This is a genomic window from Streptomyces echinatus, from assembly GCF_014203595.1.
In the GTDB taxonomy this organism is placed as follows: Bacteria; Actinomycetota; Actinomycetes; order Streptomycetales; family Streptomycetaceae; genus Streptomyces; species Streptomyces echinatus.
This window is the reverse complement of record NZ_JACHJK010000003.1, coordinates 32892-51931: the sequence shown is the minus strand read 5'-3', so window position 1 is coordinate 51931 and position 19040 is coordinate 32892. Positions and strand designations below refer to the sequence as shown.

General features: G+C 70.9%; 17 protein-coding genes and 2 pseudogenes. 12 read left to right on the top strand and 7 right to left on the bottom strand.

All coding sequences use genetic code 11. The features are described 5' to 3' along the window. The first annotated feature begins 3 nt into the window (after positions 1 to 3). From FHS34_RS08870 to FHS34_RS08855, 4 genes are read left to right on the top strand one after another with little or no spacing between them, the layout of a single operon-like run. Entirely contained in the window at positions 4 to 219 is a 216-nt protein-coding gene (locus tag FHS34_RS08870) for an MbtH family protein (protein WP_184963046.1), read from the top strand. 11 nt (positions 220 to 230) lie between these two features. Further along, a complete protein-coding gene (locus tag FHS34_RS08865) occupies positions 231 to 1478 on the top strand; it encodes a cytochrome P450 (protein WP_184963044.1) in 1248 nt (415 codons plus the stop codon). Positions 1479 to 1508: 30 nt separating this feature from the next. Further along, the gene (locus tag FHS34_RS08860; protein ID WP_184963042.1) at positions 1509 to 2249 is read left to right on the top strand and encodes an SRPBCC family protein; all 741 of its coding nucleotides are present in this window, start codon (positions 1509 to 1511) and stop codon (positions 2247 to 2249) included. 31 nt (positions 2250 to 2280) lie between these two features. After that, positions 2281 to 2469: a hypothetical protein gene (locus FHS34_RS08855; RefSeq protein WP_225817293.1), complete on the top strand. Its 189-nt coding sequence runs from the start codon at positions 2281 to 2283 to the stop codon at positions 2467 to 2469. Positions 2470 to 2566: 97 nt separating this feature from the next. Here the strand turns inward: FHS34_RS08855 and FHS34_RS08850 are convergent, their stop codons facing one another. The 5 genes from FHS34_RS08850 to FHS34_RS08830 all read right to left on the bottom strand — a co-directional run bounded on the left by FHS34_RS08850 (position 2567) and on the right by FHS34_RS08830 (position 9549). Further along, positions 2567 to 3916, bottom strand: coding sequence for an NAD(P)/FAD-dependent oxidoreductase (locus FHS34_RS08850; RefSeq protein ID WP_184963040.1), 1350 nt, complete (start codon positions 3914 to 3916; stop codon positions 2567 to 2569). Continuing rightward, the gene (locus FHS34_RS08845) at positions 3913 to 4974 is read right to left on the bottom strand and encodes an oligopeptide/dipeptide ABC transporter ATP-binding protein (protein WP_225817292.1); all 1062 of its coding nucleotides are present in this window, start codon (positions 4972 to 4974) and stop codon (positions 3913 to 3915) included. The genes FHS34_RS08850 and FHS34_RS08845 overlap by 4 nt, the downstream gene beginning before the upstream one ends. Beyond that, entirely contained in the window at positions 4971 to 6830 is a 1860-nt protein-coding gene (locus FHS34_RS08840; protein ID WP_184963038.1) for a dipeptide/oligopeptide/nickel ABC transporter permease/ATP-binding protein, read from the bottom strand. The genes FHS34_RS08845 and FHS34_RS08840 overlap by 4 nt, the downstream gene beginning before the upstream one ends. An 88-nt stretch (positions 6831 to 6918) precedes the next feature. Then, entirely contained in the window at positions 6919 to 7905 is a 987-nt protein-coding gene (locus tag FHS34_RS08835) for an ABC transporter permease (protein ID WP_184963035.1), read from the bottom strand. A 48-nt stretch (positions 7906 to 7953) separates the two neighbouring features. Continuing rightward, positions 7954 to 9549 carry an ABC transporter substrate-binding protein gene (locus tag FHS34_RS08830; protein ID WP_184963033.1) on the bottom strand — a complete coding sequence of 532 codons (1596 nt, stop codon included), beginning with the start codon at positions 9547 to 9549 and terminating at the stop codon, positions 7954 to 7956. A gap of 160 nt (positions 9550 to 9709) precedes the next feature. Here FHS34_RS08830 and FHS34_RS08825 point away from each other — a divergent pair, with 160 nt between their 5' ends. From FHS34_RS08825 to FHS34_RS08800, 6 genes are all read left to right on the top strand, one after another. Next, a complete protein-coding gene (locus tag FHS34_RS08825; protein ID WP_184963031.1) occupies positions 9710 to 11470 on the top strand; it encodes a DUF885 domain-containing protein in 1761 nt (586 codons plus the stop codon). A 197-nt stretch (positions 11471 to 11667) separates the two neighbouring features. Next, positions 11668 to 12045, top strand: coding sequence for a DUF5132 domain-containing protein (locus tag FHS34_RS08820; protein ID WP_184963029.1), 378 nt, complete (start codon positions 11668 to 11670; stop codon positions 12043 to 12045). A 367-nt stretch (positions 12046 to 12412) separates the two neighbouring features. Continuing rightward, positions 12413 to 12604: a hypothetical protein gene (locus FHS34_RS08815; RefSeq protein ID WP_184963027.1), complete on the top strand. Its 192-nt coding sequence runs from the start codon at positions 12413 to 12415 to the stop codon at positions 12602 to 12604. 65 nt (positions 12605 to 12669) lie between these two features. Beyond that, positions 12670 to 13350 carry a thioesterase II family protein gene (locus FHS34_RS08810; protein ID WP_308288268.1) on the top strand — a complete coding sequence of 227 codons (681 nt, stop codon included), beginning with the start codon at positions 12670 to 12672 and terminating at the stop codon, positions 13348 to 13350. Positions 13351 to 13628: 278 nt separating this feature from the next. Continuing rightward, positions 13629 to 14768: an alpha/beta fold hydrolase gene (locus tag FHS34_RS08805; protein ID WP_184963022.1), complete on the top strand. Its 1140-nt coding sequence runs from the start codon at positions 13629 to 13631 to the stop codon at positions 14766 to 14768. Positions 14769 to 14981: 213 nt separating this feature from the next. Beyond that, entirely contained in the window at positions 14982 to 15215 is a 234-nt protein-coding gene (locus tag FHS34_RS08800; RefSeq protein ID WP_184963020.1) for a DUF5132 domain-containing protein, read from the top strand. Between the two features lie 653 nt (positions 15216 to 15868). Here the strand turns inward: FHS34_RS08800 and tnpA are convergent. Beyond that, positions 15869 to 16243 (bottom strand): annotated as a pseudogene (tnpA, locus tag FHS34_RS08795) (IS200/IS605 family transposase). 89 nt (positions 16244 to 16332) lie between these two features. Between tnpA and FHS34_RS08790 the strand changes: the two are divergent. Beyond that, entirely contained in the window at positions 16333 to 17295 is a 963-nt protein-coding gene (locus tag FHS34_RS08790; RefSeq protein WP_184963018.1) for an RNA-guided endonuclease InsQ/TnpB family protein, read from the top strand. A gap of 811 nt (positions 17296 to 18106) precedes the next feature. On the opposite strand, the gene FHS34_RS42355 is transcribed toward FHS34_RS08790, so the two are convergent. Continuing rightward, on the bottom strand, positions 18107 to 18361 hold the full coding sequence (locus tag FHS34_RS42355) for a hypothetical protein (RefSeq protein WP_372478555.1): 255 nt from the start codon (positions 18359 to 18361) through the stop codon (positions 18107 to 18109). A gap of 21 nt (positions 18362 to 18382) precedes the next feature. On the opposite strand from FHS34_RS42355, the pseudogene FHS34_RS42350 reads away from it, so the two are divergent. Beyond that, positions 18383 to 18807, top strand: a pseudogene (locus tag FHS34_RS42350) (transposase); the annotation flags it as partial. Positions 18808 to 19040: the final 233 nt, after the last annotated feature.

Sequence of the window (19040 nt, the reverse complement as noted above, 5' to 3'; positions counted from 1 at the left end):
CCCATGACCAACCCGTTCGAGGACCAGGACGGCACCTTCCTGGTGCTCGTCAACGACGAGAACCAGCACTCGCTGTGGCCGCAGTTCGCGGACGTCCCCGACGGCTGGAGCGTCGCCCACGGACCCGACACCCACGCCGCCTGCCTGGAGTACATCGAGCGGTCCTGGACCGACATGCGGCCCAAGAGCCTCGCCGACGCCATGAACGCCCAGCAGTAGCGCGGCTCGCAGTGAACCTGACCGACACCACCGACGAGGCCCGCGGCAGCGCGGGCCTCGCCCGGTCCGACGACCTCGCCGCGGCCCTGCTCACGCCCGAGGCCCGCCGCGACCCGTACCCGTTCTACGCCCGCATGCGCCGCGAGGACCCGGTCCACCGCAGCGCCCAGGGCATCTGGTACCTCACCCGGTACGCCGACGTCGAGGCGGCCCTGAGCGACCTGCGGCTCTCCAGCGACCGGGACCGGATGACCCGCGCCTACAGTGCGCTCGGCGGCGACCTCAAGGCCTTCAGCCGGCTCACCGACCGGCTCGGCCGGGTGATGAGCAACACCGACCCGCCGGACCACGCCCGGCTGCGCAAGCTGGCCAACCGGGCTTTCACCGCCCGACGCGTCGAAGCCCTGCGCCAGGGCATCCAGCGGATCGTCGACCGGCTCATCGACGAAGCGGTCGCCGCCGGACCGGCCATGGACCTCATCGAGGCGGTCGCCTCCCCGCTGCCGCTGTCCGTCGTCTGCGAGCTCTTCGGCATCCCGCCCGAGGACCTTCCGCAGGTCAAGACCTGGTTCCACCGCTTCGGCCGGCTGAGCGAGGACATCGACAAGTCCGAGGCGGCGATCGAGCAGTACGAGGAGTACCTCGCCCGGCTCGTCCGCCGCCGCCGGGCCGACCCCGGCGACGACCTCATCAGCGCCCTGGTCGCCACCCAGGCTCAGGACGACCGCCTCACCGACTCCGAGCTGCTGTCCACCTGCTTCGTCCTGATCACAGCGGGCGACGAGACCACCACCCAGCTGGTCGGCAACGGCATGCTCGCCCTGCTGCGCCACCCCGGCCAACTGGCCCGGCTGCGCGCCGACCCGGCGCTGATCCGACCCGCCGTCGAGGAACTCGCCCGCTACGACACGCCGACGCAGGCGATCGTCCGGGTCGTGGCCGAGGACGTAGAGATCGACGGGCGGACGCTGCGCGAGGGCGAGCTGGTGTATCTGTTCCTCGCGGCGACCAACCGTGACCCCGAGCGCTTCGAGGACCCCGACCGGCTCGACCTGGGCCGCCCCGGCAACCGGCACCTCAGTTTCGGCAACGGCCCGCACTTCTGCCTCGGCGGCCCGCTGGCCAAGCTCCAGGCCGAGGTGGCCGTCGGCACGCTGGTCCGCAGGCTCCCACACCTGCGACTGGCCGACGGGGCGGTCCTGGACTGGCGGCCCAACCCGCTGCAACGGCGGCTCACCGCGCTTCCGCTCACCTACTGACCCACGAACGACGACGAAGGAGAAGTGACCATGGCCCGAGAGCTCGAGGTCCGCCGGGAACAGGACCTGCCCGCCACACCCGAACAGGTCTGGGACGCGGTCGCCACCGGCGCCGGCAACCTCGGCTGGCTGTACCCGATGGAGGTCGAGCCGCGCGTCGGCGGAAAGGCCACGCGCGGCGACAGCACCGTCGTGGCGTGGGAGCCTCCGCACCGCTTCGCGGTCCGGGCGACCCAGGACGGCGGGTTCTCCAACACGCTCACCTACCACATCGAGCCGGCCGCCGACGGCACGAGCCACCTGCGGATGGGAATCCACTGGGTGCACACGGGCGTCGTCGACGACACCTGGAACTGGGACACCAAGGCGGACGCGGCCGAGAAGCACGTCGACTTCTACCAGCACTCGCTCCCCGAGTACCTGAGGCACTTCGCCGGCCGCCCCGCCGTCTACGTCAAGGCCGCGCGCGCCGAGTGCACCGACGACCCGGCCGACTTCGCCGCGCTGCGCCGGCGCCTCGGCCTCGCCGACGACGCGGCCGTCGGCGACCGGCTGTCGCTCGACCTCCCGGGTACGGACGGCGGCACGGAGGTGGTCGTGGACTGGCTGAGCCCCGACTTCGTCGGCCTGCGTGGCCCGGACGCGCTGTACCGGTTCTTCAACGGCAGCTCCTGGAACTGGCCGATCTGGCTGGGCCACCACCTGTTCGCCGAGGACACCGACGAACAGCAGGCGACCAAGGCGTGGAACGCCTGGCTCAACGGCGCCTGAGCCGTCGTACGACACAACCGAAGGACCTCTGGTGGAAACACTGCTCTACGCCGCCGAACTCGTCCAGGAGGACGGCACCTACAAGCTCGTCGTGCAGGACCTGGTACGGGACACCGTCCAGATCACCCCGGTCCCCGCAGCCATGGTGGACAGGCTCCCGACCTTCCTGTCGGTGCTGAGTTCCAAGCTCGGTCCGGCACCGGCACGCGGCCGACGTTAGCCTTCCGCCGGTCGCCTGGGGCCGGTGCCGTCGGCACGGCACCGGCCCGGGCCGCGGCAGGGGCGCGAGCACCGACCGCCGGCCTGGGCCCCGGCCGTCAGCCCATGACGGTCCGGGAGGCGGCGCCCTCGGCCATGGGCCGTTTACGGGAGAACGCACCTACGTCGATGACCACGCCGGTGTGTGCGCCCGTGTACCGCAGCGGATCACGGTCGTGGTCGTGGCCGGCCTCGACGTGGTCGACCAGGGCTGCCAGGAACCGACCTGCCAGCGGAGCGTTCTTGAACTGGTTGCCGCTCGTTCCCATGGCTACGTAGAAGCCGGCCAGATCGGTGCGGTCGTAGATTGGGGACCAGTCGTCGGCGGCGTCGTAGACCCCGGCGATGCCGGTCGGCCGGTTCGGGACGCGCAGGAGCGGGAACCGGCGTGCGGCTCTGGTCACCTGGGTGTCGAAGCGGGAGGGCGTCGGGTGCGGGTTGCACAGGTCGGGATCGTCGAGCCACTCCTTGGGATCACAGGCGGGCTCCGTGCTGCCGACCAGGAGATGTCCGCCGCCGGGGCGCAGGTAGGTCCCGAGGTCGACATCGGCCACGACCGGAATACCGGCGGCGTACACCTCCGGCGCCGCCGCATCGGCCCGGTGGTCCGGCGCGGCCACCTGATGGACCTCCTGGCGCAGCGGGCGCACTCCGACGGTGAACTCGGCCCCGACCCCGGCCGTCCGGTTGAACCCGCCCGACCAGGGGCCGGCGGCGTTGACCACCACCGGCGCCGTGATCGTGGTGCCGTCGGCGAGCCGGACGCCCGCCACACGGTCCCCGCCGCGCAGCACACCGACGACGGCGCGCCGGAAGAGGAAGCGCACCCCGATGCGGGCCGCCGCGTCCGCGAGATTCTGTGCCGCGAGCCGGGGGTCGTCGACGAACCCCGCGTCGGGGGTGAACAGCGCGCCGAGCTCTCCTTCCGGGCCGGAGAAGAAGGCGTCGTCGAGCAGGGACCTGGGAGGCCCGTAGCGTCCCGTGTCGATACCCGGGATCCGGCGGCGCAGCGTCGCGGCGTCCCAGCGCTCGTACGGCACACCGGCACGTTCGAACAGCGCGACGGCCTCCGCCGTCCCGGAGCCCGGTGCGTCGAGGAGTACCGCACCGGTCCGCCGGAAGGCCGCCAGACCAGGGCCGCGCACGGTGCCCAGGTGCTCCGCCCACCGTGCCCAGCAGTGCCCGGATTCCCACGCGGTGGCGACACCGTCCCAGGTCGAGTAGTTGAAACGGATGATCGCGCTCGATGCGCTGGTGGAGCCGTGGCCGACGCCGGAGGACTTGTCGACGACCACGACGCGCCGGCCGGTGCGCGCCAGTTCCAGTGCCACCGCGGCACCGATCACACCGGCCCCCACAACGACCGCGTCGGCGCCGGACGGAGGCGTGTCCGCTTGCCCGGCCGTCATGACGGCAGGTCCCCGGGCGTTCGCGGGGTGCGGTCACCGTCGTCGTCCGGGGGAACGCGACGGGCCTGGGGTGGGCGGTCGTCGGCACGGTACGGGAAGTGGCAGGCGGCGCGATGCGGCTTGCCGGCCGCGTCCCGCTGCGGATCCCGTACGGCGCAGACGTCCCGTCCGGCATGTCGGGCCGGTCCGACGGGGCAGCGCGGATGGAAGCGGCATCCGGTCGGCGGCGACGCGGGGTCGGGCACCTCACCGGCGAGAAGGGGTTCTTCGGCCGGGCGTCTCCCGGCGTGCAGACTCGGCACGGCGGACAGCAGCGTTCGGGTGTAGGGATGCCGTGGGCCGCGCAGCAGGCTCTCGGTGGAGGCCGCCTCGACGATCCGACCGAGGTACATCACGGCGACGGCGTCCGCCACCTGACGGACGGCGGCGAGGTCATGGCTGATGAAGAGCATGGCGAAGCCCATGCGCCGCTGCAGGTCCCGGAGCATGGCGAGCAACGCCGCCCTGACCGACACGTCGAGAGCCGAGGTGACCTCGTCGGCGATGAGCACCGCCGGACCGACGGCGACCGCGCGGGCGACCGCGACGCGTTGGCGCTGGCCGCCCGACAGCTGCCGGGGCAGCCGGCCGGCGCAGCCGGCGTCGAGACCGACCAGTTCCAGCAGCTCGCCGACGCGCTGTTCGCGGCCGCGGCGGTCCAGCCGGACGAAGGCCCCGGCCGCTTCGGCGATCGACTGCCGGACCGTCATACGCGGGTCCAATGCCGTGTCCGGGTCCTGGAACACCAGTTGCACCTGTTGCCCCAGTCGGCGCCGGTCGGCCTCGCGGCGCCCACCGTACTCCCGCCCTCCGACGGCGATCCGCCCTGAACACGGGGGATCCAGCCCGACGATCGCGCGTGCCAGAGTGGACTTTCCCGACCCGGACTCGCCGACCAGGCCGACCGTCGTGCCCCGGGGAACCTCCAGTGACACTCCGTCCACCGCCGTGATCGGCCCGAACGGCCCCTGGTGGCGGACCGTGACCTCGTAGAGCGTCAGCCCTCCCCCTCCGCTCACTTCTCCACCTCTTCGGTCTCGCGCGCTCCGCCCAACGGTGCCGCGGGCAGCGGCCGCCAGCAGGCGACCTCGTGCTCCGGGCGAAGCGGTGACAACACCGGGCTGTCCACCGCGCACCGGTCCAGCCGATGCGGACAGCGGTCATGGAACGGGCAGCCCGGGGCCGTTCCGCACGGATCGGGCGGTCCTCCCTCGATGGTGAGCGGGGGAGGGTCACGGTCCGCGGCCAGGTCCGGGACCGACGCGACGAGCATCCGCGTGTACGGATGCCGTGCCCCGGCCGCCAGTTCACGGGCGGGAAGGTTCTCCACGATCGTTCCCCCGTACATGACCAGAACCCGGTCACAGGCGTCGGCCACCAGGGCGATGTCGTGGCTGATGAACAGGATCGCCGTGGCGTCCTCGCGTCGGACCCGGCGGAGCAGATCCATGATCTGCCGCTGCACGGTGACGTCCAGTGCCGTCGTCGGTTCGTCCGCGATGATGAGGTCGGGTCGCATCATCGAAGCCGCGGCGATCGCCACCCGCTGGCGCTGACCGCCGGAGAGCTGGAAGGGACGGGACCGGAGCAACCGGCGTCCGGCGGGCAGCCCGACCCGCTGAAGCTGGGCCAGCGCCTGCTCGACGGCCTCGGCACGAGGGGTGCCACGGTGTGCGCGCACGGCCTCCGTCATCTGCCTGCCGAGGCGCAGCGACGGGTTGAAGGCCGAGGCCGGATTCTGGAAGATCAACGCCATTCCCGTCGCCAGCTGCCTGCGTCGCTGCTCGCGGGTCAACGACTCGGCGTCCGCGCCGAGGAACCGGTGGGTGGTCCACGTCACGCGGGCGTCGTCCGGCAGGAGGTCGGCGACGGCGAGCGCCGCCAGCGACTTGCCGGAGCCGGACTCGCCGACCAGGCCGACCAACTCACCACGCCGCAGGGTGAGGGTGACACCGCGGACGGGCCGGACCACCCCGTCCGCAGTGGGAAGGACGACCCGCAGATCCTCCACCTCCAGCACGTGATCCGTAGACGCCGGGCGGTCGGCGCGCGCCGCGTGAGCCACCGGCTCTTCCTCCGGACGCGGGCGGGCCTGCCGTACGGCGGCTCCGGCCAGCATCTCGCCGAGCAGCTGGAACGCGACGGTGGCGTAGACGATGGCGATGCCGGGCGCCACGGCGGGCAGCGGTTCGGTATAGATGCGGTCCAGCCCCTGGCTCAGCATGAGCCCCCAGTCGTACGACGGGGGCTGCACCCCCAGTCCGAGGAAGCTCAGTCCCGACAGCGCCACGAGCGCCGAGCCCGCGGCGACAGCGGTGTTGAGCATCAGCGGTTCGGCGATGTGGGGCAGGACATGACGCAGCAGGAGCCGATGGCGGCGCAGGCCCAGCACCCGCGCCGCCGCCATGAAGTCGGTCCCGGCCACCTGGGCGGCGAGGGTCTGCGTGATCCGCGCGAAGCCCGGCGCGCAGGCGACGGCGAGTGCGAACACGGCACCGCCCGCGCCCGCCCCGAAGAGGGCCGCGAAGAACATCGCGACGAGGAGCGCGGGAAAGGCCAGCAGAAGGTTGATCAGGGCCCCCAGCAGGCGGGCGGCGCGCCCGCCCACGACGGCGGTGAGTGCGCCGAGCGTGATACCGGCAGCCGCCCCGAGGAGCGTGGCCGCGACGGCCGGCAGCAGGGAGGGCCAGGTCGCCGCGAGCAGCCGGGCGAGCAGGTCGCGCCCGAGACGGTCCGTGCCGAGCGGATGACCTGCGGTGGGCCCGCGCAGCACGGCCGACGGGTCCGGCCGGTCGGCCTGCTGCCCCCACACCACAGCCCCGGCTACGGCCAGTACGGCGAGCGAGCCGAGCATCGCCAGGGTGATCACGCCCATGGGGGTGACCCAGCCCGAACGGGACGCGCGAGACCGGCCGTGGGCGGCAGACGGCGAGGACGGGGGAGAGGAGGGCATCGCCATCGGATCACGTCTTCCGGATGACCGATCGGGGGTCGAGCAGCGCGAGGGCCAGATCGACCAGGAAGTTGACCACGAGGACCGACGAGCCGAGCACCAGAACCGACGCCTCGACGACCGCGTAGTCCTGCGCGGCCACCGACTGCGCCATCGCCGACCCGATGCCCGGCCAGGCGAACACCTTCTCGACCAGTACGGTCCCCGCGATCAGAGCCGGCAACAGATTCCCGGCGAACGTGAGCGACGCGGTCAGCGCGTTCGGTGCCACATGGCGCAGATGGAGCCGGAGGGCGGGCAGTCGTTTCGCGCGGGCGGCACGCACATAGTCCGCGGCGAGGACCTTGAGCGTCTCCACCCGCACGATCCGCAGCAGGACCGCGGTCGGAGCGAGCGCCAGCGCCAGTACGGGCAGCACATAGGACCGAGGACCGAGGTCGCCGGCGACGGGAAGGACGGGTAGGGCGACCGCCAGTCCCGCGGTGAGACCCGCCGCGAGGACGAAGTCCGGCACGCCCGCCAGGACCGAGGTGGTGGCGGTGAACGCCAGTTCCGCCCGTGGACGTCGCCTTCCGCGTGTCCACACCGCGGCGAGCAGCCCCCCTGGGAGGGCGACGACGAGTACGCAGGCGAAGGCCAGGACGGCGAGCAGCAGGGTGGCCGGCAGGCGTGCCCTGACCAGATCGGCCACCGGCTCGCCGGTCACCAGCGAGACCCCGAGGTCGCCGCGGGCCAGCCGCCGGAGATGCTGCCAGTACTGTTCCGGCAGGCCACGGTCCAGACCGAGTTCGCGCCGCTTCGCCGCCACCAGGTCCGGCGGGGCGTCCACGCCCAGAGCGGCCCGGACGGGGTCCCCGGGGATCAGCCGGATCATCGCGAAGGAAGCGGTGACGACCACGAAGAGCGCGACGACCAGCCGTGCCGCGCGCCGGCAGCAGAACACCACCCACGGGCGGTGCCGGACCGGGGCACCGAGCCGCGCGGACACGGTCGTCATGAGAAACCTCCTCGACTGGCGGGCGGCCGCGTGGCGCGTCCGCCACGGCTATCTGTGCAGGCGGATGCTGGTCGGAACGATCCGGCCGCCGGGCGCGACAGCGAAGGTCGTCCGGTAGCCGTACACCGTGCTCGTGCCGTCGGCGACGGGCAGCGCGTCGGCCGAGCGAAGAAGCGCCGCGGCGGCCCTGTTCCAGTCCGCGCAGCTGGCCGAGCCGGGCGAGCGCAGGGCTCGGGCGACGAAGCGGTCGTAGTCCGGGTTGGAGATGTGCGCGAAGTTCAGTTCCCCCGACGACGGCGGGCCGGAGAAGTACGGGACGAGCTGCGCCGGCAGGGGCGGCCCCGGCGAGCTGCCGACCACGACGTCGAAGTCGCCGCTTCCGTACATGGCCTGGACCACCGCGTTACGGCTCTCGCCGACGAGGTCGACGTCCACGCCCAGCGCCTGCCACGTCACGGCCATCAGCTCGGCGACCGACGGAAGGGTGGAGCCGAAGTCGGCGCTGCTGAGCACCCGCAGACGCAACGGCCGACCCCGCTTTACCAGCTCGCCCCGTGCGTTCTTCGTCCAGCCCGCGGCGCGCAGCGCGCGCACGGCGTCGCGCGAGGGCAGGTTCCTCGCGGCCACGTCGGAGTGGCACAGGGAGCCCGGGGCGGTGAGATCGCGTGCGGGCGTACCGTCTCCACCGATCGCCACATTGGCGAGGCCCTTGCGGTCCAGGGCCCCCACCAACGCCCGGCGCAGCGCAGGATCGCTCAAGGGCCGGCCCGAGCGCTCGTTGAAGAAGGTCAGCCCCACCACGGTCGGCACCTGGGCGGTCGCCAGACCGTGATCGGTCAGCCGCGCGCGGTCGGGGCCGGTCACCATGGCGATGTTCACTCCGCCGGTGAGCAGCAGATTCGCCACGGTGGACTCCTGCTGAACCACCGTCACCACGATACGCTCCGGCTGCCCCGGAGCTGTGTTGCCCGCTCCGGCCGGCCCCCACGCGTACCCTCTGCGCCGTGTGAAGAGGTACGGGCCCCCGGAGGCGTAGCCGCTCAGCACATACGGGCCGGTGCCCTCCGAACTCCTGTCCAGCACGCCGGGATCCGCCAGTCCGGCGGGGCAGACGACGGGCAGCAGACCGATCGTCCGCACGATGAAGCTGTACGGCGATGCCGTCCGCACCGACACCGTCCGCGCCGCGTCGTCGGCCGACACCGTGAACGGCACACCGGGCAGGGTGGCCCGGGCACCGACGAGCCGGTTGCGGGGATCACCGGCATACCGCAGCGACCGGGCCACCCCGGACGCCGTCAGGGCCGTGCCGTCGGAGCATGTCACCCCCTTGCGCAGGGTGAAACGGGCCGAAGTGGCCCCGGCCTGCCACCTCTCGGCCAGACCGGACACCACACGCCCGTCCCGTGCCACATCGACCAATGAGTCGTAGGCATAAGGAGCCAGTGAAAGGCCGAACTGCGAGTACGGATTGAAGCTCGGGGTCTCCGAGGCGGAGGCGATCGTCACCGTGCCGCCCACGACCACAGGAGTGCGCGTCGACGACACGTCGCCGCCGCAACCGGCCGGCACGGCTGACACGAGGGCGGCGGCCGCCGCCACGACCGACCGAGCCCTGGGAGGCGACACGGTTCGGCGGTGCATGGCGCTCATCGTGCCACCGCGATCGACGGCGTCGGCCGGGCTCTCCCGGGCCGGACGCGAACACGCCGGACGATTTCCCCCGTCCGAGTGAAGCCCGCCCGACGCGCGGTGCACCGCCCCGAAGCTGACGCTGCGTCACCTCAGGGCGCACACTGACGGCATGGTCATCAATCCAGGGGGCTCCCCGGACGACTCGACGACGCGAGAGATCGACCGGCTCGCGGCTTCGTACTGGGACTTCCTGCTCGCACGCGAGCCGTCGCTGCGCACGCGTCGCGGGCTGCCGGTCGAGTCGCTGCCCGGGGTGTCCGCCGCGGAGACCGACGAGCGCGCCCGGTTCGCGGCAGGAGTGCTGAGCGGGCTGGGTGCGCTACGACCGGCGGAACCGTCCGGTCCCGCCGCCGACACGGCGGGCTTCCTTCGGGCGCTTGCCGAACAGGAAGTGGAGGCCGGGCGCTACCACTGGCTCACTCCCACCGCCACCCCGTACCAGCTCTTCCGCATCCAGCAGTACGGTGACACCGTCTTCCGCCCGTTCCGCTTCGAACACCGAGCCGACGCGGACCGCTACGTCACCCTCGTACGGGACCTGGCCCGCTGTGTCGCGACGATCGGCGACAAGGTCGCCGGGCAGGCGGCGCGGGGCTTTCGCATCCATGCTCCGGCCCTGACCGGCGTCCACACCACACTCACCCGTCTGCGGGAGTCGGCGGCACGGTACGTCCGGGCGGACGCCGGGCGGCTCACCCGGCTCGGCGTGGCGAGCCGGGGCCACCTGCGCGACACGGTGGAGCGGCTCGTGGCCACCGAACTGGAGCCGGCGTTCGACCGCCTCGTCGCCCTCGTCTGCGACCCGTTCTACCTCCGGCGGGCGCCGCGGGCCGTCGGCTGGGCTCGCTACCCGGAAGGCGAGGCTGCATACCGGGCCTTCGTCAGGACGTATACGTCCGGCGACACACCACCCGAACGCCTCCACGAACTCGGCCGGGAGCACTGCCGCGAACTCGGCGAGCGGATGCGGCAGGTGCGCCACAGGCTCGGTTTCGCGGGGACGGAGGCGGAGTTCCACCAACGGCTCGCGACCGAGCCGCGCCTGTACGCCGCCACGCCGGAGGAGGTCGAAGCCCGCTACCGCGGACACCTCGACCGCCTCACGCCGCTGCTGCCACGCTGGTTCGCGGTCCTGCCACGCGCCCCCTACGCTGTGGCCCGTCTCGACCCGGCGCTGGAGGGGTCGATGACGTTCGGTTACTACGAGCCGCCGACCGCCACGCAACCGGTGGGACGCTACCGCTACAACGCCTCGGACCTGGCACACCGGTCACTGCTCGGCGCCGCCGCGCTCATCTACCACGAGTTGTCGCCCGGACATCACTTCCACCTGGCCCGCCAGGCCGAGAACACCGCGCTGCCCGACCTGCGACGCGAGCTGGTGGCCTTCAGCGGGTTCGAGGAGGGCTGGGCGGAGTACGCGGCGGGGCTCGCCTGGGAGATGGGGCTGTACGACGACCCGTGGGACGCGTACGGACGACTGGCCCATGAACGGTTCACCGCGCAGCGCCTCGTCGTCGACACCGGCCTCAACCTCGGGACGATGACACTGGAGGAGGCGCGCACCTTCATGCGCGCCCATGCGGCGGCCGAGTCCGAAGGACAGATCACGACCGAGTTGTTGCGCTACGCGACCGATCTGCCGGGGCAGGCGCTGACGTACCGGGCGGGTCATGCGGAGTTCACGGCCTTGCGCGCAGCATGCGAACGCGATGCCGGCGCCGCGTTCGACGTACGTGCCTTTCACGAAACCGTGCTGGCCGGCGGCACGCTGCCGTTTCCCGCCCTGCGCCGGCGGATGGAGAGAGAACTGCACGGGGAGTCCGGCCGTCGGCAGCGGCCGCAGGGGCCACCCGAAGGAGACGGCTGACGTGGGGTTCCGGCCGTTGAACGGTTGAACAGGCTCCCTGGAAGGCCGCTTTACCCGAATGAGTGAAGGCCATGGGGAATCGGTAGCCGCTTGCTCACCCTCGGATACGCTCTGTAATGGAGGACGCGGGTCCCCGATCCGGTCACCGTCGCGTTTTCAACCATCATCTCCTCGACAGAAGAGAAGGATGTTGTGCCATGCCGCCTGTAGTACCTCCCTTCCTGATCGGTCTCATCGCCGCGTCCCTGGTGAAGAGGGTGGGTAAGCCATTGGTGCGAGGGCTCGTCAAGACGTCGGTGAGCCTGGGAGTCGAAGTCAAGCGGGCCGTCCAAGAAGCCGGCGAGGGAATCCAGGATCTCGCTGCCGAGGCGACCGCCGAAGTGCTCACAGCCCGGACGGCACAAGGAGCCGGGCACGGCGTCGGCGCCCCGAAGGACGGCACCGCAGGCCGGGACGGAGCGGGAGCCGGATCGGCGCCCCCGGCCCAAGAGGCCCACGGAGGACAGACCGGCGGTCAGGACAAGCCCGTGGGCAAGGCCCGTAGCGCCGGTTCGATCGCCGCCAAGTCGCGCTGAGCCTGTCGGCCGACCCTCCGTGTGACCTTCCAAGTCCCGCTCAAAGCAAGCCTGTCCGTCTCCGCGCCTCTCCCTCCGCGAAACACATGACTGTGCCGCATGACGTCCTCGGCGGGGCACAGCGGCGGCTCGTCGGCCCAGCCCCTCGAATGCGGCCGCCAGGTTCGTACCCCGGTGCCTGCCGACGCACGCACCGTCTCGCTCAGGCAAGCGGGCATCATCGCACCATGCCGCCGCCGGCATGGTGCGCTTCGTCGCATCGGCCACGACCTGTGCACCGACACCGTCGACAAGAAGCAGACTGAGGCGTGGAAGACACGGCCGAAGAAGGCGACACCAAGACGACACCCTGATGGAGACAGGTCACATGTCCCCGACCGGAACCCCCTTGTACTACGCGGAACTCATCGAGGAAGGCGGTGCCTACAAACTCGTCGTGACCGATCGCCTGCGCCACACGGTGCGGACCGCATACGTGTCCACGAGGGCGGTGGAGCAGCTTCCCGCCCTTCTCTCCAAGCTCGACTCCCTGCACTCGCACGGGCTCCGCCGGCGATGACGGCGACCGACGCGAAGAAGTGGTTCCGTGTCCACCGGCGTGTGGCGGATCCCAGGCTCCGACTGGTGTGTTTCCCGCACGCCGGCGGCACGGCACAGCTGTTCCACGGCTGGCCCGCGCTCCTGCCGGCGGACGTCGAGGTGCTCGCCGTGCGGTACCCAGGCCGCCAGGACCGGCTCGCGGAGGCCTGCATCGAGGACATGGCCACCCTGGCCGACGCGATCGAGAACGCACTGCGGCCCTGGCTCGACCGGCCGCTGGCGCTCTTCGGGCACAGCATGGGCGCCTGCGTCGCCTACGAGGTGGCTCTACGGCTGGAGGCCCACGGGTTCGTCCCCGAGCACCTCCTGGTCTCCGCACACGAAGCCCCTCAGCGGGCCGAACACGATGCGCTGCACGACGCCGACGACGAGACCCTGATCACCCACCTTCGGCACCTCGGCGACCTGCACTCGGAGGCCTACGACATCCCGGAGCTGCGGGAACTGCTGCTACCCGCCCTCCGGGCGGACTACCGGCTCATCGAGGGCTACCATCCCCCGAATCCGGCGCCGGTCAAGGCACCGATCACCGCGTACGTCGGCCAGGACGATACGAGTTGCGCGCTCGACGGTATCCTCGCCTGGTCCGGCCTCGCCGCCCCGGGCGCCTTCGAGCTGCGCCCGTTCCCCGGGGATCACTTCTACCTCGTGGCCCGGGAGGCCGAAGTGGTCGTGGACGTGGCAGCACGTCTTGCGCGCGCGTGAGGCGCCGGCCGGGCCTGGTCGCGGATGCCGTTATCGAGAACCTGGAAGTCCATCGAGAATCCGGAAGTCCACGGCGTACACCGACAAGGACCGTACCGCGATCGGCTGCTGACAGGTCCGGACGGCGTCGGCGGCTGCATTGCCCGGCGGTGCCGGAAGGCGAGGCCCGGCACCGCGCATGGCGCACGCGGGGATCGCAGGGGACGATGGTCGTACCGGTCGCTGAGACGCGCGGTGTCCCCGGCAGCGGCCGCGAAGGCCGGGACAGAAAGGGAACCATGCGACCGGGAACACGTGCCGCCGACGCCATACTCCGGCTCCTCAGCCGGGACAGGGCCGGGCTGGCCGTCGCCCTGCTGCCGGCGGCCGCGGGTGCGTGGTGCGTCACCCGGGGGAGGGGCCGGAGGATTCTCGGCGGTGTGCTGTGGGCCGTGGCCCTCGCACTCGGTCTCGGGTCGTTCCGCCACCTGGTGCACGTGGGCCGGACACGGGTGAGGTATCCGCCCCCCGGACGAATGGTCGACGTGGGTGGCTACCGCATGCACGTCCTGGCCGAGGGAGACGCCGGACCGAGGCCCACGGTGGTCTGGATGCCGGGTGGTCATGCCGGTGGGTACGCCATGCACCGGCTGCACGCGCTGGCGAGGGAACAGATGCGTTCGGTCCTGGTGGACCGTCCGGGGTCCGGCTGGAGCGACCCAGGCCCGTTCCCGCGCACGACGGCGGTAGAAGCCGAAGAACTGCTCACGGCGCTGGAGCGGGCCGGTGAGAAGGGGCCCTATGTCTTCGTGGGGCACTCGTTCGGGGGGCTGCTCATGGCCAACGCCGCCAGACGCCGCCCCGACCTGGTGGCCGGTCTGGTGTTGCTCGACCCCACCCCGCCCGATGCCGTCGCCTTCGGCCCGGCGCTTCCGGCCCTGCGACGTGCCCCGAGGAACCAGACCGCCCTCGCGTTGCGTCACCTCTTCGGCCTCCACCCCCTCGTGAGCAAGAAGGAGACACCCTCCGACGACCCGGCGCAGGTTCTCGCCATGGTCGAGCTCAGGACCAAGGCCAACTGCGCCGCGGCATCGATCCTGCGAGAGCTGTCACCGGACGGCATCACCAGAGACGGCTGGCAGACGGCCGTACACGACGGTGACCTCGACTCGCTGCCCCTCCTCCTCGTGGCGCCACGCGATCTGGCGGGCGGTGGCGAGATCTTCGACGGGGTCGACGACCCGGAGGAACGCGCCCGGGTACGACACTTCTTCCTCACCGTGAGAGAACGGTTCCTCGCGGCCTCCAGCAGGGGGCGAAGGGTTTACACCCCAGAGGGAACCGGCCACGATTTCCCGGATCGCGTACCCGGTTTCGTTGTGCAGGTGGTGGGTTCGCTGCTGGACCAGTGCGGGCCGGGGGAGCCGAAGCCGTTCTGATTCTGCTGCCCGGCCACGATCCGCTCCGGCGAGCTTCCGCCCGGCCGAATGAACGGCGTCGGCGTCCAGGGGCGCGGCGGCCGAGGTCCGACTATCGTGTTTTGGCGGGGGCGCTGCTCCTGTCCGGCATTGTCGGCCAATCGCCTTGTCGGCCAATCGGCATTGCGTGCGGCGTCGGCAGTCGTCTTGTGTACACAAGGAGAGGGTCCACACATGCTCCCTGCGGTTTCTCCCTTCCTCGTCGGCGTGGTGACGGCCCCTCTGGTCAAAAGAGTGGCGAAACCGCTGGCGCGAGGCGTCATCAAGTCGTCGGTCGCCCTGACCCTCGAAGTCAGGCGTGCGGTCATCGAGGCCGGGGAGGAGATCCAGGGCCTCACCGCCGAAGCGGCGGCCGCAAAGCTGGCGAGTTCGCCTCGCACACGTGGCGCGGAACCGACGGGGAGCTGACGGCGCACGGGACCGCCCTCGTCTGAAGCCCGCCGATCTCGCCCTCGCCGAGTAACTGCGACGCTGCGGTGACCGAGGCACACGAAGGGCGCGTCGACACCGTCCGCACGCTCCTTACCTGCCTGCTCAGCCCGTCGGGGACCCGGCAGGCTGAGCTGCCGTTCATCCACCGGCGCTTCCGCAAGGCCCGCGCCGTCGGCGACATCAGGGCCCTCGCCCACGCCTCAGCTACCGTCACCGACGGTGAGGCTTCTGCTGGCCGGCTGGCTTCCCGTCAGGCGTCCACGGGCGGTAGTCCCCGGCGGGGGCCGTGGGCGATGCCGTGCGACGTCGGGTGGGCCGGGGGATACTGGTGCGGGTATGGCGCATCATGCTTCGGCCGCGCCTTGGAGGTTTCCATGCCCCGTCTGCCCATCGGCCGCCGGGCCGGTCTCTCGCCCGTCACTGCCGGAAGCGCACTCGTGGCCGCCATGGCGGTCCCCGCTTCGGCCGCCGGCGGCAAGGTCTCCGTCTCGCTGGGCGAGCCTCTGCTGACCGCCAAGAGGCACATCATCACGGACCCGGTGGACGGTCACTGTTACCGGGACTCTTGCAGAAAGCCCCGGCGTTCACGCCGGGGATGAATGCATCTCAAGGCCGCTCTAACGTGCACGTTAGAGCGGACATTTTTGCTGCTCGATGTACTGGCGGACGACGACGATTGCCAAGGGTGCTCCGCTGCACGATGCGGAGAAATACGATGGTGACCACAGGTGCCCCGTGCCTGATGGCACGGGTGATCCGGCCGGTGAACTCCTGCCGTATCGGGCGGGCGGATACATTCTTGAGGCTGTTGACCAGCTTCGACACGGCGACCTTGGGCGGGTAGTGCACCAGGAGGTGGACGTGATCGCGTTCGCCGTTGAACTCCTTCAGTTCCGCTTCGAAGTCCTCGCAGACCTTGCGCATGATCTCTTCGCAGCGCGTCAGCATCTCGTCGTTGAACACCCCGCGCCAGCACTCGTCACGAATACCAAGTGGACATGCATCGCCGAAACAACATGTCTTCCACGCCCGTAATCGTCCTATCGTCCTGTCCATCCATGAGACCAATTGCCTCGATAGTAGGATTTTGGGTGTGCAGCTCCGCTACAACTACCGGGCCTACCCGGACGCCTGCCAGCGCCGCGCGCTGTCCAGTGCGTTCGGCTGTGCCCGCGTGGTGTGGAACGACTGCCTGCGCGACCGCAAAGAAGCACACGCTGCAGGGCTGCCGTACGTGAAGTCGGCAGCCCTGTCCCGGCTTCGCATCACCCAGGCCAAGCGCACCGAGGAACGCGCCTGGCTCGCCGACGTGTCAGCGGTCGTCCTGCAACAGTCTCTTCGGGACCTCGACACCGCCTACAAGAACTTTTTCGACTCGATCAAGGGCAAGCGGCAGGGCCGCAGGGTCGGCCCTCCCCGCTGCAAGTCGAAGAAGGACACCCGGCAGTCGATCCGCCTCAACACCAACGCCTTCTGCCTCCAGGCGACGGCCAAGGCCAAGGGATCGAAGAACCGGGCCAAGGCCCGCATCAAGGTCGCACGCCAGCACGCCAAGGTGGCCAACCGGCGCCGGGTCTGGCACCACAAGGCTTCCACACAGATCATTCGCGACAGCCAAGCGGTGTACGTGGAAGACCTCGCGGTGTCCGGTCTCGGGCGTACCCGGCTCGCCAAGTCCGTGCACGACGCAGGATGGTCCGCGTTCGTCGGCATGCTGGAGTACAAGGCGGCTCTGCACGGCCGCACCTTCGCCAAGGTGGACCGCGCTTTTCCGTCCTCGCAGGTCTGCTCGGCCTGCGGATTCCGCAACGGCCCCAAGCCCCTGCACGTCCGCGAGTGGGCGTGCGGCGAATGCGGCACTGTGCACGACCGCGACCACAACGCAGCACGTAACGTCCTCTTCGAAGGACGCCGAAAAGTCGCCGCCGGACGGGTGGAGACACCAAACGCCTCGTGGAGCGCCGGTAAGACCAGGACGAAAGTCCCGGCACAGCGCGGTGAAGCAGGAAGCCCCCGGAAGGGTCAGCCGACCCAGGCCGGAATCCCTGGACCTTAGGCCAGGGAGCACGTCAAAAGATCTCATCGCAGCGCACGGACCACGACCCCGTACCCGTGCTGTTTTCTCTGGCCTCTTGGAACCCCCGCCAACCGATAAAGTCATGGATGGCCGAACAACTACGCCGCACTCACCCTGGACTGCGCTCTGGCCTAGGCGCTGCTGGACTCCGGCCGCATCCTGCCTCTGCTCGACGGATTTGACGAGCTGCCTCTCGCCCTGCACGCGACGGCACTGGACGCTCTCAACCGCGCCCTGCCCGCCAAACAGCCCCTGGTTCTGGCCAGCCGCGCCGCTCCGTACCGAGCCGTACTGACCCATCCGGAGACCACGGTCCGCCTCAACGGTGCCGCCGCCATTCAGCTCCGCCCGCTCACCCCTGATGCGGCAGCCGCCTACCTGCGCCGGGATGCCGGTGGCTCGCACACCTAAGCTGCTCGCCGGTGGGATGCCGTGACCGCTCACCTGGGTACCACTTCCCCGGTCGGACAGGCCCTGAGTACCCCGCTCGGATTGTTCCTTGCCCTCACTATCTCAGGCCGATGATGGAAAAGCCTCACTGGCCGAGGACGACGGGGGCACTCCGCGAGCAGTGCCCGCGATCCGGTCGACGAGAGGAGTTGTCCCGGCCGGCCTCAACAACCCGAAGGCGCCGACCGTGGATGGTGGGTGCAGAACATGTCCTTGACCATCGAGCTCGGGGTTCCGTGGCAGAATCTGGCGGCCCTGCGATGGCAGCAGTGGTTCGGCGACGACTCGAACGAGTGACCGGCCCTCGTCGTTATGGCGATGAGATTGCTGTTTATCGCGCTCAGGCGGCGGCTGGCATCGCGGCCGGGGCCATCGGTGCCCGAGTGGACCGTCGTGCCGGTTTGCGGGTGAGCCGTCGGGTCATCAGCGTGATGGCTGCCCCGGTGATGAGCGACTCGCTGACCTGCGGGAGCCTTTCGTGGTCCCGGCAGTGCCGACGGGCCCGCATGATCCACGATAGTGACCTCTCGACCACCCAGCGGCGCGGTAGGACGACGAAGCCCTTGGCTTTTGGCGGGCGCCGGACGGTCTTGATCTTGATGTCGAGGCGTTCCCTGTCCCGGCCCGCCGAGCGGTCGAGCGCGACGAGGAGGCCGTCACCGGCTGGGTGAAGGCCTGGCCGCAGGTGGAAGGTCCGTGGCGGCGCTCGACGCCTGGCTGTGCTTCGAAGACGAGGCCGGGTTCTCGATGATGCCGCCCACCACACGGACCTGGGCCCGACGCGGACACACACGTCATCCGGGTGAGGGGACGCTCCCAGCGCCGCTTCTCCATCGCCGCTCCGGCCTGCTACAAGCACGGCGAACGCTCACGGCTGATCTACCGGCCCCAGCGGCATCTCGATCACAAGCGCGGCGGCAGACGCAGTTTCACCTGGACCGACTACCGCAACCTGCTCATCGCCGCAAACTCGGCGCACCGATCGTACTGGTGTGGGACAACCTCAACGTCCACAGAGACCGCCGTTTGCGGGAGTTCATCGCCGGGGGGATCGCCCCGGCGGCCACCGCCAAGACCGGCGCTCCGGATGGCCGCAACTGCTTCGCATCCGCGCAGTCCAGCGCCCGCAACCCTGCCACCGCTCGCGCCCGCAACCCGGCGGCCGGGTGCACGAGCAGCGGCCGCAGCAGCCCGGCGTTGCGCGGTTGCCGCACTCGGCCAGCCCCGATGACCGCACCGGGCGGCAACTCGGGGTCGTCCGGTGCCGTGCACCG